This is a genomic window from Bacillus sp. LSHTCR4, from assembly GCF_057197025.1.
Genome location: NZ_JBXUNO010000001.1, coordinates 1,904,194 through 1,918,480 on the forward strand (window position 1 = coordinate 1,904,194; position 14,287 = coordinate 1,918,480).

A 14,287-nucleotide genomic window follows, 5' to 3' on the forward strand; every position below is an offset into this window, starting at 1 on the left:
TTCTTTAGCCTTTGCTATTTCTTGCACTTTCTCTTCTTCTTTAACTTTTACTTCTTCTTTAGGTTTTACTATTTCTTGCGCTTTCTCTTCTTCTTTAACTTTTACTTCTTCTTTAGGTTTTACTATTTCTTGCGCTTTCTCTTCTTCTTTAGGTTTTACTTCTTCTTTAACTTTTACTTCTTCTTTGACTTTTGCTCCTTCTTTAGGCTTTACTATTTCTTGCACTTTCTCTTCTTCTTTAACTTTTACTTCTTCTTTGATTTTTTCCTCTTCTTTAGGCTTTACTATTTCTTGTGCTTTCGTTGTTTCTTTCGTTTTTGCTACTTTCTGCGTCTTTACTTCTTTCTTTTCTTTAACTGATTTTTGTACTTTCGCTACTTGCTTCGTTTTCACTTCAGTTTTCTTTTCAGTTGGTGCTGTACTTGATAGGAAAGAAACGTTTGCATAAGCAGTTTTTCCTTTATACTCAAATTGCAGCCATCCGTCTTTTACTTGATGCGTTGATTCAATTACATCATCTTTTTTTAGTCTGCCAAGAATTTCTGAATCCGTGTTTGCTTCAGTACGTACATTTAATAAATCTGCTGTTACATGGTAAATATCTTTTGTAAACTCCGAGCTTACAAATACTTCTTTACCATTCAACTCAATTTTTGACCAGCCATCTTCAGTATGTATGACTTTTAATTCTTCCCCGTTTTTTACTTTTTCGACAACTTTTGATTCCGTAGTCGGTTTTTCACGTACGTTGAGTACATCTGCTGTTACGATTGTTTCTGCGGTAGCAGTTGTAGTAAATGCTCCCAATCCAAAAACTGTTGCTGTTGCTGCGCCAATTACTTTTTTCATATGAGCCTCCATTATATTTTTTGAATTCTATCAAATGCTTTCGTAAAAATAATAAAATTTAATATCATACGAAAACATTTGCAACAGGTATATTAATACGACTTAATATACTGTTATTAAAACTCCTTACTTCAATACTATCAAATTCTTATTCTTAATTCTATATTTTATAAATCTCCTTATCTTCTATACACGTTTCATGTCCCTCTTCATACTATATAGTCGTCGCAATTCCCGCCAAAAATATACTTACGATTGCTAAAAATTGAGTAGCGACTATAGCCCCTCTTAAATGAAATTTAAAATCTTTATACCCTTTCATCCCTTCCGTGGTAGGAATAACTAGAAATTTCGGGGTAATCCAGCAAAAAATTAGCCAATCAATTATGAATAAATCTACTAAATTGAAAATCATTAAAATACCAAAAGTATGTAAATAGGCATCAATATATAATAATTTTTCATGTTTATGTAGTATATATGTAGAAACGAAAGGCGTACCGAAAAGAATAGCGTTATATGCAATATTAAAGTAAATCGTTTGCTTTTTTTCATGAATCGATTTCGGAAAAACTACTTTTTGAATATCTTTCGGATAATCCGTTAACGAAAGTCGGGGATTATAATATAAAGAACCCAAAATCAATACGGATAGTACAATAGACATCATGACACCAACGTACATCATTTGCTCAAATTGATTCATATGCTTCATTCTCCCTTTTCTGTAATTACTATGTTGGTCATTTATTTAATTACATATTGTATGTACATACATAATCAAAAATTAACAACTATCTTTAATAGCGAAGCAAACAGATGTAAACGTACTAAAAGCAATTTTCGATCCGAATAATATCCCTTCTCGCAAAATTTTACTAAGCGTAGGTTTTACATCGGAGAAAGTTTGTGAGATTGATGGATTACCTGGGGAGATTTTGAGTATATACATATAATTACAAAAAGGCAGTGCTACATATGAAGCACTGCCTTTTCTTTATTGGCATAATCCTCTTCCCTTATTCATTTACTTATAAAGTATTGTCAGTTCTTTTTTATTTTCTGTATTTCCACATTATATATTTCACGTCAAGGAGAGATAGCTGAAATGAATAATCAACAAATTGAACTTACTGGTCGTATCGTTACACCTACTAGTCCTGATTATAATTCAGCTCGCGAGGAGTTCAACACATTCTTCAACAAATTCCCGTTAATCATTGTCTTTGCCCAAAATACGCAAGATGTAGTGAATGCCGTTCGCTGGTCAAAATTACATAACGTCCCTATGCGCATGCGCTCTGGACGTCATAATTATGAGGCATTATCCATTAGCAATGCTGGTCTTGTAATTGATGTAAGTGAAATGAAGCAATTAGAAATTGATCATGGTAGTGGAACTGTAACAATCGGAACTGGATGGAGGAACCTTTCTTTAACTGAAACACTTGCAGCTGAAGGATTAGTTGTGCCAAGCGGAGTTTGTCCTACTCCTGGTATTGCAGGTGTTACTTTAGGGGGCGGACATAGCATACTCTCTCGTCCGTTTGGATTAACCCTTGATCATTTACTTGAATTAGAAATGGTAGACGCAAACGGCTGTGTAATACGTGCGAACAAAAAGTGTAACTCTGATCTCTTTTGGGCTTCACGAGGTGCTGGTGGTGGAAACTTTGGAATATGTACTTCATTCAAATTTCGAACGCATAAAATCAATACAGTAGGCTTCGCAGAAATAAGCTGGGGGATATCAGATTTAAAACCCGTATTAAACTCTTGGCAAGAATACACACTACCTTGCGCTGATAAACGACTTACAACTACACTATTCATGTCTGCAGGATTAGAACCATCTCTATTAATGCAAGGAGTTTTTCTCGGTTCTGTTCAAGAATTACAGACACTATTACAGCCATTATTAAAAGCAGGCTCACCAATGCAAGTAACTATAGAAGAAATACCTTGGGCAGAAGCAGCTGCGAAAATAGCTGAGAAGCAACCCGCAACACCTTTACCATTTAAAAGTGTTGGTCCGTATGTATATGAACTATTACCAGAAGAAGGACTATCCATTATCGATCACTTTATTAATAATACACCTCCCTTTTCCACCACCTCCGTATTTTTCCACGGATTAGGCGGTGCTGTTGCCGAGGTGCCAAACGAGGCAACTGCTTACTTTTACCGAAAAGCACTATCAAACATGTCCATATTCGCTACTTGGGAGCAACCAGAAGGTGCCGCTGGAAGTATTCGATGGGTTGAAGACTTCCGCTTAGCGATGCTTCCATTTACAAAAGGTGTCTACGTTAATACTCCTGACCTATCCATTAAAAATTGGCCAGATGCATACTTCAGTTGCAACTTTGACCGATTAATGGAAGTAAAAGCAAAATATGATCCAAAAAATGTTTTTAACTTCCCGCAAAGTATTCCGCCTTTTTAATTATTTAAATACTATTTTCAAACTGCTAAATAAACATGCATATTATATTGTTTATTTAGCAGTTTAGTATAAATATTATTTTGTTTACATAACAACATTATGATATATAAGACATTGCTCTTTTACTTCTCTTTTTATTTATAATGACTCTTCCTATATTAAAAGCAAAAGCGATAAAAAATATAATACTCCCCATTAAAAATACTACATTATAACTACGAATAATTCCTTGCTTATATTTTTCCTTTAGTTGCTTGTAAATCTTACCCTCCTCATCTGTTTTTAATAATATCCGTTGTTTTTTATTTATGGCTTGCAATACCTGTTCCCTTTCTAAATTTGACAAATCACTTTTTTTAATCACAGTTACTACTTCCCTATTTACCTTCTCTTTTTCAACTAACAACTGATGATTCAGAAAAATCACCAGTATCGCAACCCCAACAATACTTCCAACTGTTCTTGAAATATTACAAATACTTGCAGCAACACCTGACTTTTCAATAGGCACACTTAAAACTGCTGTTGTTGTATATGGCGCTAATGTGCAACCTGCTCCAATCCCAACGATTATTAGCCTCCAAATATAATCCCATGTAGTAAAGTTTGAATCTATTTGACTAAACAAATATGACGCTACGATAAATGTTAATAGCCCTATACTATCTATTAATGAACTTCCCCGCTTTGCTGCAAGTGGTGTTACTATTGCTGTAACAAGCATTGAAACAATCGCTAGCGTGCTAATGATTAAACCTGACTGTAACTCAGACATACCTTCTACTTGAACGAAATAAAAAGCAAGTATAAACAAAAAGTTCATTTATTTAATTTCTTGAAAATAAAAATTCCTCAAATATTAACAAAGCGTCTCATTCCCAAGCTTCCAGCTAAACCATCTCCCATGCCCTTCCGTTTCTCCAACCGTTTCACGATATTCGTTTCCGTTAATATAATAATCAATATGAAAGTCCCGGTCCCACATGTTGTTATAAAGATGGAATACATCACGCTTTGCACCGATTTCTTGGATTTGTTTTTCTAGCTTACGTTTTACTTGTTCAGGTATTTGATTTGCGACGTGTGTATGGAAAATGCAGATAACCGCATCTTCACTTATTCGTTCAATAATAGATGGTAATAACTCTACACCGTCTCCTTCTATTAATTGAACAGATTTATTTTTTACTAAAGATGCCGCTTCGTCAAACATTTCAAGTCTTTCTTTATGTTCTGGCCAAATGAGTGCACGTAGCCATAAATAATCTTCGTCACTTTGTAAATCATTTACATGTAAATCTAGTCCGATTCTTCCTACGACAGGTGGACTTTCTTTTAAAAGTTGAGGCACATTCTCCCCTCTTATTTCAGAAGTGACATGTACATTCGAGTTTATATTTCCGTATGTTTCATCTGTTCCGTACGAATAGCTATATTGGTCCCAAAATAGTTGTAATCCAGAACTTGTACCAATTTCTATTAACGATAACGGTTTATTCACTTTGTTAAATATGTAACTGAAACTTGGATATAAGTACGCACATCGTCTTACTTCGTTCGTTTGAACGAGTTTCGTTTGTAATAAATTAATAATTTCTTCTCTGTACATTTTACAGAAATCTTTAAAATGATCAAAAGCTTGATCTAAATTCGTATTGGCATGTTCAACTAAGCTACTATAATACGTTTTTAAATGATGTTCTTTCCCTGCTAGTAATAAATAATGTACTGCACCTAATAATAAGTTTGGGACTGGTTGACCTGCTTGAGCGTAGGAAGATAGTGTAAGTACTTCCTCATCTTCAGCTATTTTTATTGCTAAGTATTCATATAAGTCACTTGACCCTTTACATTCTTTTATTGAAAAATTTCGAAATAAGTTTGCGATTTGTTCTTGTGTACGCATGTGTATCCCTCCTTTAATTGTTCAGAATAATCATATAATAAACAGACCGAAAAGTCCCATAAAAAGGTATCCTTTCTACTCACTTTTGGATACGTAAGCTTTTTCGAGATAATTTCAAACTGTAATTTTTTTCTATTCATTAACTGAAAAGTGCTTGTTAAATAAGAATTTTGGCAAATAAAGCGTTAAATATTTTAAAATTATCAGATAACACTAGATATTTTAGTCTATTAATTATTATAATAGAGTATGAGATGGTTATATAATTGAGACAAAAAAGGTATACACCTAGGTGGGGCCTAGGCGGTGTTTCTCTTTTACGGCTTAGACATAGAAAACACCTACTCTTTTTTGCCAATATAGGGGATGGAGAGATTATCATGAGCAACATGCAGCAAAAAACAGACGTTATCTTAATTGGTGCAGGAATTATGAGTGCAACGTTAGGCTCATTATTAAAAGAATTAGCACCTGAATGGGAAATTAAAGTTTTTGAAAAACTCGCAAGTGCCGGGGAAGAAAGCTCTAACGAATGGAATAATGCAGGTACAGGGCATTCTGCGCTATGCGAACTGAACTATACTTCCGAAAAATCTGACGGATCTATAGATATTGGTAAGGCTGTAAAAGTGAATGAACAATTCCAGCTTTCAAGACAATTTTGGGCATATCTTGTAAAAAGCAAATTAATTCGTAATCCACAAGATTTCATTATGCCTCTACCTCATATGAGTTTAGTACAAGGTGAAAAAAATGTTGAGTTTCTAAAAAACCGTTTTGAAGCGCTTTCAAAAAATCCACTGTTTCAAGGCATGGAATTTTCCGATGCTCCTGAAACATTAAAAAAATGGCTTCCACTCATTATGGAAGGTCGTACATCTAATGAGCCTATGGCTGCAACGAAGATTGACTCTGGAACAGATGTGAACTTCGGTGCATTAACACGTATGTTGTTTGATTACTTACAAACGAAAAATGTCGAGCTAAACTACAAACATAGTGTCGAAAATATTAAACGCACGAAGAATGGTTTGTGGGAAGTAAAAGTACACGATATGAATAGTGGTAAAATTGAGCATCACACTGCTAAATTCGTCTTTATCGGCGGCGGTGGCGGTAGCCTACCTCTACTTCAAAAGACTGGTATCCCTGAATCAAAACATATCGGTGGATTCCCAGTAAGTGGACTATTTATGGTATGTAAAAACCAAAAAGTTGTAGAGCAACATCATGCGAAAGTATACGGTAAAGCTAAAGTTGGCGCTCCGCCAATGTCTGTACCTCACCTTGATACAAGATATATAGACAATAAAAAAGCTTTATTATTCGGACCGTTCGCAGGGTTCTCACCTAAATTCTTAAAAACTGGCTCAAACCTTGACTTAATTGGTTCTGTAAAACCGAATAACGTCTTAACGATGTTAGCTGCTGGTGTAAAAGAAATGGGACTAACAAAATACTTAATTCAACAAGTTATGTTATCACATGAAAAACGTATGGAAGAATTACGCGAGTTCATTCCGAACGCGAAAAGTGAAGATTGGGATATTGTAGTTGCTGGGCAACGTGTACAAGTAATTAAAGATACTGATGCTGGCGGTAAAGGTACACTTCAATTCGGTACTGAAGTTGTTAGTGCTGCTGATGGATCAATCGCCGCATTACTAGGTGCATCACCGGGTGCTTCTACTGCCGTTCATGTTATGCTTGAAGTATTAGAAAAATGTTTCCCAAGCCGAATGGTAGAATGGGAAGGAAAAATAAAAGAAATGATCCCTTCTTACGGCATTTCACTAACTGAAAATCCAAGATTGTTCCAAGACCTTCACACTTCGACTGGTCGTACACTTGGATTAAATGAAAAAGAAACAGTTCATAACTAATGAAGACATTAAAAAACGTCCGATACATTCGGACGTTTTTTCGTTACTAGAAATTATATTTATCAATATTATCCTTCGTAAATACAACTCTCTCTGGTAACACGATAATTCCATTTCCTTCTGCCTCATAATCATATCCTTGAATGGAGTTTGGCTCTACTTTCACTTTTCCGATTCCTTTTACTTCGAAGCTATCCCCTACTTTTAACTTCTTCCCTTTTACAACAATTTCATTTGCAACATACGTTGCGAGTGCACCTTGTTGTTTTACATCCCATAAACCAAATTGTGCTACTGTTCCTCGTTTTACGTAATCACGCATAACGTTTGGTGTAGAGAAGCCAGTTACGACAACCTTTTTATCCATTTTTAAATTTTCAGTTGCTTGTGCCATTGCCGGAAGTGCCGTTGCATCTGGACAAATGACTGCATTAATATCAGGATACGTTTTTAAAATATTCTCTCCTACTGACAAAGACTTTTGCGCATTATTTTCACCGTACTGCGTCGTTACAATTTCCCAGTTCGGATATTTCTTTTTAATAATTTCTTTCGCTTTCGTTACCCATTGGTTTTGATCCGTTACTGTCGGGCTAGAATAAAAGAATGCTACTTTTCCTTTATCTCCAATTTGCTTTGAGGTCATTTCTATTAATAAATTAGCAAGTTGGTCTGGTGTTCCTTGGCTGATATAAAAGGAACGGTCTTTCGGATTCACATCAGAATCCCACGTTAAGACAGTCATTCCTTTTTTCTTAGCACGTTGTAGTGATTGCGATAAACCATCAACTGATGTAGAGGAAACCATAAGTGCATCATAGTTTTGGTTAATAAAATTATTTATATACTTTACTTGCCCTGATACGCTCGCTTCAGACGGTCCATCATACTTCACTTGCACGCCTAACTTATCTCCCATCTCTTTTGCTCCTTCACCACCTGATGTAAAGAAGCCAACTCCAGTTAATTTTGGGATAAATGCAAATTTCACATCATCAGCTTTTTTCTTATCTGCGGTTTGACTAGAACAAGCGATTAAACCGATTAAACAAATACATACAATGAATACAATCCCTAGTTTTCTCTTCATGACATTTCCCCCTTATGCAAATTCTTTCTTTTCCCCAGTGTGAATTGATGTAATTTGAAATGTCTCATAATAACTGAAAGAATAAGAATAATACCAATTACTACGTTGGATTGTTCATTTGTTAAACCCGTCATTTGCAAGCCATACTGCATGAGCCCAATAAAAATACTTGCCAGTACAGTACCGATAATGCTTCCTTTTCCCCCTGTAATAAGTGTCCCGCCTAATACAACTGCTGTAATGATTGGTAAAATTGTTTCACTTCCCATATCAGCACGTGCGGAACCAAAATACGCGGTTAAGAAAGCACCTCCTAATCCACCTCCTAACCCGGAAAGTATGTAAGCTATGATGACTACTTTTTTCGTTTTAATCCCGGTGTATTTTGCTGCATTTTCGTTCGCACCTGTTAATTTTACGTGGCGCCCATATATGGTGCGATGAAACAATATCGTGCATAAAATCGTTAATATAATTAGTAACCATAATAGATTCGGTATTCCTATAAAACTACCGTTTGCCAGTTGTACAAATGTGTCAGGTAAACCGCTTATTCCTTCATACCCAGAAGCACCTGCCCCTCCTGAAATGACGAGTGCAATTCCTCCGTATAAAAACATCGCTCCGAGTGTAACGACGAGTGGTTCGACATCTGTCATTTTTATAATGAGTCCGTTTAAAGCGCCTGCTAGGCAACTAATTACTAGGGATATTATGAGAGCAAACAAAATAGATATTCCGCTCATCCAAAGTACACCAATCAAGATCGAAGTGAGCCCCATTATTGAGCCGACCGATACATCAATTCCTCCTGTTACAATAACGAAAGTCATTGGTATCGCCGCAATTGCGATAAATAGGAAATCATTTGTACTATAAAGGAGATTACTAATATTTAAGAAATCACTATTTATAAAACTAAAGAGAATGAATTCTATTAGAAGTAATACAATTAGAACACCTTCCCATCTGTATAAATACTTCATAGATTCATCCTCCTTTCTGCCTTCCGCTTTTTCATAACACTATCCAATATGATAATAAGTAATAATAAAAAACCTGAAATAGCATTATTCCAAAATGCTGGTATTTTTAAAAAGACGAGTGAACTGCTTATTGTTTCTAAAAATAATGCTCCTAATGCGGCTCCAAATAAAGATCCTGTTCCTCCTTTTAAATGAATTCCTCCTAGTACAGCAGCTGCAATAACCTGTAGTTCTATCCCGGTTCCTGTTTGATTCGGAACGAACCCGATATTCATAACAAATATGCAACCAGCGAGCGCAGCGCTTATGCCTGAAATCATAAACGCATATATCTTCACTTTATTAACAGGTATACCAATAAGTCTCGCTCCATCTTCATTATCACCTACCGCATAAAAGTATCTTCCAAATGGCACTTTCCTTAAAAAGAAGTATAGTAGTAGTAAAAGAATAAGAACGAACCATACAGTTATAGGTAAAGCAAGAATGACGATAGATGACAGCTGCTTAAAATTGTTTGGAATATCTTCAATCCACTTCCCGCCTGTGAAAATTAACATCGCACCTCTAACAATTCCTAACATGCCTAATGTCATAATAATGGCTGGTACCCGAAACTTCGCAACCCCAATACCATTTATAAAACCGATAATGCCCCCAAGTATAATAGCAGCAAGAATTGACAAGAATGTATTATATTCATTCGTTAACAACATCCCACAAACTGCTGCACTTAACCCCATGCTTGAACCAACTGATACATCTATATTTTTTGTAAATAAGACGAACGATTGGCCGATTGCTAGCACGACTAAAATAACGCTAGATTTCACCATTAAAGATAACGAGTTAAATTGAATAAAACTAGGGTTTATCATTCCTACAATAGCTATATAAATTAGTAGTAACAGTATGATAGACGTTTCGTGCATCTTTAACATGTGTTTCATTCCGCTACACCTCCGTATGCAAGGCGTGTAACTTCATTCACACTCAATTGTTCTTTTTCCATATGAGAAACAAATCGCCCATTTCTCATTACATATACACGATTTACTAATTGAACAATTTCTTCAACATCTGAGGAGATTAATAAAATTGCGAGTCCTTCCCTTTTCATTTTTTCTATCGTCTCATACACTTCAAGCCTTGCTTTCGCATCAATTCCGCGAGTCGGCTCATCAAGAATAATAATTTTAGGATCACATGCGAGATACTTCGCAAGCACGACCTTCTGCTGATTACCTCCTGATAAAGATGCCAGTTCTTCATTCATATTCTGCACAACAATTCGGAACTGTTCTATAAACGAATTAACTAAAGCGCTTTCTTTTTCTTGATTTATAAAAAAGCGATTATTTTGCTGTAAACTTGCTGCTGCAATATTTTCTTTAACAGAAGCAATTGAGAAAATTCCATTCCTCGCCCTATCCTCTGGCACATAAACTAGTCCTTCATCTAGCCTTTTATGCAAAGAACACGTATCAATTGATTTTCCATCTAATAAGATAGACCCTGATTTTATAGTTTTCAATCCAAATATCGCTTCTGCTAATTCCGTTCTGCCAGATCCTATTATGCCAGCAACACCTACAATCTCACCCGCATGTACAGTGAATGATATATTTTCGAATGCGTGGCTCGTTATATCGATCACTTCTAATATTTTTTTCGTCCTTGCTGTCTCTTGAACTACTTCTATTTTCTCTTTCTGTTTAGACCCTTTTGGCAATAGTCCCTCCATCAGCATGTCATATGTATAGTCACATACATCACCTTGGCTTACAATCATTCCATCACGTAGTATTGCTACTTTATTGGCAATTTCAAAGATTTCTGGAAAGCGATGCGTAATATAAATCATCCCAATTCCTTTTTCTTGTAAACTTTTCATCAACACAAAAAGACTCTTAATTTCGTGAGTTGTTAATGTCGAAGTTGGCTCATCGAGAATAAGAATCTCGGCTTCTCGTATTAATCCTCTAACAATTTCTACTAACTGTTGTTGCGCAATCGATAATGATCCTCCTAGTTCATTAAGGTCAATACCCCATCCTAGGCTGCTAATCAATTGCTGAATCTGTACTCTTAATTTCTTTTTCTTTTCTTTTAACCCGATACATATATTTTCTTCAATAGTCATATGCGGAAAAATAAGTGGTTCTTGCGGTATTAAATAAATACCGTTTCGGTGTGCTTCTGACGGATTTGAAAACTGTTGCTTCGTTCCTTTTACATACATTTCTCCATCATCATACGAATATAACCCCGTTAATATTTTCATTAATGTTGATTTTCCGGCACCATTTCCCCCAACTAAAGCATATATATCTCCACGCTCTACTTGTAAGTTCACTTCTTTTAATACAAGTTGATTTAAAAACGCCTTACTCATTTTCTTTACTTGTAATAAAGGTACGTTCTCCACATAATGTCACCTGCCTTTATCCAGAACATTTTTTGAGAAAATGATTATTTGTTCTACTTGTTTTGTAGCATTGTATATTCCTTTTTTTATATCTAGAACACTTTTTTCTACGTACTATTAATCGTTTCAACTGGAATAAACAAAATATATGGCACATATGTTTAAGCAGTGGTCAATTGTTGAAAGGGATGAAGAGTATGACTCAGCTGAACTTTGAAGAGAATTTATTAACGAAAGTAGCTTGGTACTATTATAAAGACCAATTAACACAACAGGAGATCGCTTCACTTCTTCATATTTCAAGAAATAAAGTCGTCCGGTTATTAGATAAGGCACGGAGTGAAGGTATCGTTACATTTCACGTAAAAGGGACTGGTTTGCACTGTTTAAGTATTGAGCGTGACTTAATGAAAAAATTCCACTTAAAAGATGCTTTTATTATCCCTACCCCAGTAAACAATTATCACGCTTCTCTCGGAAAAGCTGCTGCACAATATTTAGAAACTCAGCTCCAGCAAGGAGGTTTACTCGGTATTGGCTGGGGAGAAACAATTAGCAAAATGCTAGAAAACATTCATTTTGAAAGTTCTATCAACCTTTCAATCGTAACGCTAACAGGCGGAGTAAATCACTATCTCCCGAGAAAACAAAACTATTTACACTACATGCAAGGCAATCTTCACATTATTCCTACGCCGTTTCTAGCGTCTACAACCGAAATGGCACAAAGTATTCTATCAGAACCGAGTGTAAAAGATATGCTTCATGTCGCTTCACTTGCTCATACGGCTGTTGTCGGTATTGGAGGATTATCTCAAGACGCTACGATTGTAAAAGAAGAAAAATTAACACTACGTGAGATGACATATATTCGTAGTCAAAACGGTGCTGGCGATATTTTAGGACAGTTTTATAATACAAATGGCGATTTATTAGAGCTCTCGCATCACAATCGTCTAATTGGCACGCCTCTCTCTATTTTGCGCAATATGAATCATGTCGTCGGTGTTGCTGGAGGTACAGAAAAGATAGATGCAATTTATGGTGCCTTAAAAGGAAAGTTTATTCATACATTAATTACCGATGAGGAAACTGCCCTCTCCTTATTACGAAAGGATGGTGATTGTTAATGTCCCATTTATTAGCTTTCGATGCTGGTACAGGAAGCATTCGAGCAGTTCTTTTTGATTTACATGGTAATCAAACTGCAGTAAGTCAAAAAGAATGGATTCACAAATCTGACCCTCGTTATCCAGGCTCTATGAACTTTGATGTAATAGAAAATTGGAAGCTAGTACAAGAATGCACGAAAGAGGTTCTTCAAAAAAGCAATCCCCCTGCCTCTTCTATTCTTGCTATTAGCGCTACAAGTATGCGGGAAGGATTTGTTTTATATGATCAAGATGGGCAAGAAATATGGGCATGTGCAAATGTTGATGGGCGCGCATCCGCCGAGGTTAGTGAACTAAAAGAAATTCGGTCACATCTTGAAAAAGATTTATATACAAAGTCTGGTCAAACTTTTTCATTAGGTGCTTTACCCCGCCTACTTTGGATTAAAAAACATGAACCCGACGTCTATAATACTATTCACTCTTTTACAATGTTAAACGATTGGATTTTATATAAACTAAGCGGCGTGCTGCAAATTGATCCTTCAAACGGTTGTACGTCTGGAATCTTTGATTTACAAAATAGAAATTGGGATAACGATGTAGCTAAAGAGTGTGGTATAACTTTGCCATTTTCACCAAAAGTAAATGAAGCTGGCACTGTGATTGGTACTGTTACAAAAGAGTGTTCAGCATTAACTGGATTACGAGAAGGAATTCCTGTCGTATCCGGGGGCGGAGATGCTCAAATGGCATCGCTCGGAACTGGAGTTGTGAAACCGAATCAAACATTAATATGCGGAGGTAGCTTTTGGCAACAAGAAGTGAATGTTACTGAGCCAATAGCGGATCCATATGCTGCGATTCGTATAAATTGTCACGTCGTACGTAACCTATGGCAATATGAAACGATTGCCTTTTTCCCAGGCCTCGTTATGCGCTGGTTTCGAGACGCTTTTTGCCAAGAGGAAAAGAAACTTGCTGACAAACTCGGTGTAGATGCTTATGAATTACTAGAAGAACAAGCGAAAGACGTACCTGTCGGTTCACATGGCATTATCCCTACTTTTTCAAACGTTATGAACTACATTTCTTGGCGTCATGCCGCACCTTCTTTTTTAAATTTAAGTTTAGACGCTGACAAATGTGGAAAAAAAGAACTGTTCCGTGCTATTGAAGAAAATGCAGCCTTCGTAACACTAGGCAACTTAAAATTAATAGAAAATCTCACAGGGACATTCCCTTCTGAAGTCGTTTTTGCTGGCGGTGCCGCTAAAGGAAAACTATGGCCACAAATTTTATCAGATGTCCTTGGTATTCCTGTAAAAGTACCTGTTGTGAAAGAAGCAGCTGCTTTAGGAACTGCAATTGCTGCTGGAGTTGGCGCTGGCATATATTCATCTATGGAAGAAACTGCCGAACAGTTTGTACAGTGGGAGCAAACATTCGAACCAGTTACTGAAAATCACGAACTATATAAAGAGTTCTATGAAACATGGAAAACTGTGTATGACAGTCAGCTCGCTTTAGCTGATAAAGGGCTCACCTCACATATGTGGATTGCGCCTGGTGCACTGTAACACATTA

At 36.1% G+C, this 14,287-nt stretch carries 11 protein-coding genes and 2 pseudogenes; 5 read left to right on the top strand and 8 right to left on the bottom strand.

Annotated features, from left to right (window positions below; genetic code table 11):
* Together AC2CGR_RS09870 and AC2CGR_RS09875 are read right to left on the bottom strand one after the other, a co-directional pair.
* On the bottom strand, nt 1-849 hold an 849-nt coding region (locus AC2CGR_RS09870), incomplete at its 3' end, for an SH3 domain-containing protein (RefSeq protein ID WP_484480781.1).
* Nucleotides 850-1,063: 214 nt separating this feature from the next.
* Complete coding sequence (locus tag AC2CGR_RS09875; RefSeq protein ID WP_131102432.1) at nt 1,064-1,555, bottom strand: nitroreductase; 492 nt, start codon at nt 1,553-1,555, stop codon at nt 1,064-1,066.
* A gap of 85 nt (nt 1,556-1,640) precedes the next feature.
* Between AC2CGR_RS09875 and AC2CGR_RS09880 the strand changes: the two are divergent.
* Nucleotides 1,641-1,805, top strand: a pseudogene (locus AC2CGR_RS09880) (GNAT family N-acetyltransferase); the annotation flags it as partial.
* A gap of 152 nt (nt 1,806-1,957) precedes the next feature.
* Complete coding sequence (locus tag AC2CGR_RS09885) at nt 1,958-3,295, top strand: FAD-binding oxidoreductase (protein ID WP_131102434.1); 1,338 nt, start codon at nt 1,958-1,960, stop codon at nt 3,293-3,295.
* A 97-nt stretch (nt 3,296-3,392) separates the two neighbouring features.
* Here the strand turns inward: AC2CGR_RS09885 and AC2CGR_RS09890 are convergent.
* Nucleotides 3,393-4,118, bottom strand: a pseudogene (locus AC2CGR_RS09890) (MFS transporter); the annotation flags it as partial.
* Between the two features lie 36 nt (nt 4,119-4,154).
* Nucleotides 4,155-5,201: a DUF2332 domain-containing protein gene (locus AC2CGR_RS09895; protein WP_087964483.1), complete on the bottom strand. Its 1,047-nt coding sequence runs from the start codon at nt 5,199-5,201 to the stop codon at nt 4,155-4,157.
* 380 nt (nt 5,202-5,581) lie between these two features.
* Between AC2CGR_RS09895 and AC2CGR_RS09900 the strand changes: the two genes are divergently transcribed.
* A complete protein-coding gene (locus AC2CGR_RS09900) occupies nt 5,582-7,084 on the top strand; it encodes a malate:quinone oxidoreductase (protein WP_087964484.1) in 1,503 nt (500 codons plus the stop codon).
* Between the two features lie 46 nt (nt 7,085-7,130).
* Here the strand turns inward: AC2CGR_RS09900 and lsrB are convergent, their stop codons facing one another.
* From lsrB to AC2CGR_RS09920, 4 genes are read right to left on the bottom strand one after another with little or no spacing between them, the layout of a single operon-like run.
* A complete protein-coding gene (gene lsrB, locus AC2CGR_RS09905) occupies nt 7,131-8,174 on the bottom strand; it encodes an autoinducer 2 ABC transporter substrate-binding protein LsrB (RefSeq protein ID WP_131102436.1) in 1,044 nt (347 codons plus the stop codon).
* Nucleotides 8,171-9,160, bottom strand: coding sequence for an ABC transporter permease (locus AC2CGR_RS09910; RefSeq protein WP_087964486.1), 990 nt, complete (start codon nt 9,158-9,160; stop codon nt 8,171-8,173). The genes lsrB and AC2CGR_RS09910 overlap by 4 nt, the downstream gene beginning before the upstream one ends.
* Nucleotides 9,157-10,110, bottom strand: a complete 954-nt coding sequence (locus tag AC2CGR_RS09915; protein ID WP_484480782.1) for an ABC transporter permease subunit — start codon at nt 10,108-10,110, stop codon at nt 9,157-9,159. Before AC2CGR_RS09915 ends, AC2CGR_RS09910 begins: the two co-directional genes overlap by 4 nt.
* Nucleotides 10,107-11,588, bottom strand: coding sequence for a sugar ABC transporter ATP-binding protein (locus AC2CGR_RS09920; protein WP_102990381.1), 1,482 nt, complete (start codon nt 11,586-11,588; stop codon nt 10,107-10,109). The genes AC2CGR_RS09915 and AC2CGR_RS09920 overlap by 4 nt, the downstream gene beginning before the upstream one ends.
* A gap of 197 nt (nt 11,589-11,785) precedes the next feature.
* Here AC2CGR_RS09920 and AC2CGR_RS09925 point away from each other — a divergent pair, with 197 nt between their 5' ends.
* Nucleotides 11,786-12,718, top strand: coding sequence for a sugar-binding transcriptional regulator (locus AC2CGR_RS09925; protein WP_087964488.1), 933 nt, complete (start codon nt 11,786-11,788; stop codon nt 12,716-12,718).
* The gene (lsrK, locus tag AC2CGR_RS09930; protein ID WP_131102441.1) at nt 12,718-14,280 is read left to right on the top strand and encodes an autoinducer-2 kinase; all 1,563 of its coding nucleotides are present in this window, start codon (nt 12,718-12,720) and stop codon (nt 14,278-14,280) included. The genes AC2CGR_RS09925 and lsrK overlap by 1 nt, the downstream gene beginning before the upstream one ends.
* Nucleotides 14,281-14,287 lie beyond the last annotated feature (7 nt).